The sequence below is a fragment of the Microcystis sp. M53603_WE2 genome, from assembly GCF_030065435.1.
Genome location: NZ_JASJFF010000608.1, coordinates 1 through 1,563, shown reverse-complemented (window position 1 = coordinate 1,563; position 1,563 = coordinate 1). Strand labels below are relative to the sequence as shown.

Here is a 1,563-nt window from a genome sequence, read left to right as displayed (position 1 = left end):
AGCTCAGCATCCCTATAAAACTCAAATCTTGGACTTCCATTCCTGCAAAACCCAATGGGCAACTCGTTCACTCTATTTTGAGGGACAGAAGCGAAATCAATTCTGTATCCTACACTACCGTTTGAATTTGGAATTGCTGATTCAGCAAGCTCTAATTAAAGATTTTCTTAAGATTTCTGGCCATAGCCGCTCCCCGCTCCCATGCAGTCTCAACCAGAGTTTTAGGCTTAACCGAGCCGTATTACCCCGCACCCCAGGGGAACTGTAGCCAATTTTGTCGGCAAGGTGCGAACTAACCCCCGTTCCCCGTTCCCCGGCCAAACCCTAGAAATCATCGGGAATAATCCATTGGGTCGGTTGCGTCAGTTTTTTTAGTCTAGCGGCTTCTGCCATTTCTAGCATCTTTTCCAAAGAAGTTTCGGCAATGAATTTGGCTGCTTCAGCGGCATGAGCTTGATTGGGGCATTTATCGCCTAAAATACAACCATTTAGGCAATCTACAGCACAATTTACCTGTTTTTCCATAAAAATTCTCTTTTTCTGACTAGATTTGGCCTTTATATTTTAACCCAACTTTTTTTAAGTACCTAAGCAAAATTAATTAGGGCTGGCTGAATAATGGTAAAACCCTTTTAAAATAAGGCTTTTGACCTGTTAAAATCCGATGTTAGTGCAAGAATATAGGATTGGGACATTCAAAAACTTTGCATTATTCTTCTTGTAGTACATAGACTGGTATAAAAAAAAGAAGGGCAACAAAGCCTGAAACGACCGGCCACTGACTCCTAACCCCACCAACAAACTTTTTCAGCAAACCCTAATTACCATCGAAAATGAGGTAATTGACCACCTGAAAATCGGTAAAACCCGACACCCCACACCCCACACCCCACACCCTACCCCTAGGAAAAACTTTTTGCCGCAAACCCTAGGTAAGTAATTATGCCAGTTAAGAAAGCGGCACGCTTAACCTTTCCCTAACCCATAAATTGTTATATATTTCAATTGTGTGAGGAGTGAGAAGAAAGCAAAGTCCTTGGGGTCGAAACACGGCAAGACTCCCGAGGGCTTTTCCATGTCTAGGGAACAGTTGTCAGTCATGAACCAGCCTCAAGAGCGAGAACCTTTTGCCAGTTTAGTTTTATATCATCTCTTTAAATGGTCGATCGTTAGCCCAACCCTACACGGCTATTTTCGCGGTCGCGTTTACGGAGTGGAAAATGTCCCCCAGCGTCATCCTCTGATTATCGTCTGCAATCACGCCAGTTACTTCGATCCACCCCTATTGTCCTGTGCCGTACGTCGCCCCGTAGCTTATATGGCTAAAGAAGAATTATTTACTGTCCCGATTTTAAAACAGGCGATCGCTATTTATGGGGCCTATCCCGTTAAACGCGGCAGTGGTGATCGCGGGGCAATTCGGGCGGCGATGGGAGCATTAGCGGCGGGCTGGGCAGTGGGAGTGTTTCTGGAGGGAACGCGCACCGAGGACGGATTGATCCATCAACCAAAGCTAGGTGCGGCGATGATTGCCGCTAAAGCGGGAGTTCCCCTGTTACCCGT

General features: G+C 45.7%; 3 protein-coding genes. 2 read left to right on the top strand and 1 reads right to left on the bottom strand.

The annotated features are described in order from the left end of the window. On the top strand, positions 1 to 268 hold a 268-nt coding region (locus PX481_RS12955), incomplete at its 5' end, for a hypothetical protein (RefSeq protein WP_288094696.1). A 56-nt stretch (positions 269 to 324) separates the two neighbouring features. Here PX481_RS12955 and PX481_RS12950 read toward each other — a convergent pair. Further along, a complete protein-coding gene (locus PX481_RS12950) occupies positions 325 to 525 on the bottom strand; it encodes a hypothetical protein (RefSeq protein ID WP_002798182.1) in 201 nt (66 codons plus the stop codon). 550 nt (positions 526 to 1,075) lie between these two features. On the opposite strand from PX481_RS12950, the gene PX481_RS12945 reads away from it, so the two are divergent. Continuing rightward, on the top strand, positions 1,076 to 1,563 hold a 488-nt coding region (locus PX481_RS12945; protein ID WP_288094695.1), incomplete at its 3' end, for a lysophospholipid acyltransferase family protein.

Bases quoted from the DNA above. Each gene is read 5' to 3' on its own strand.
- PX481_RS12950 (WP_002798182.1), bottom strand. From the start codon at position 525: ATGGAAAAACAGGTAAATTGTGCTGTAGATTGCCTAAATGGTTGTATT.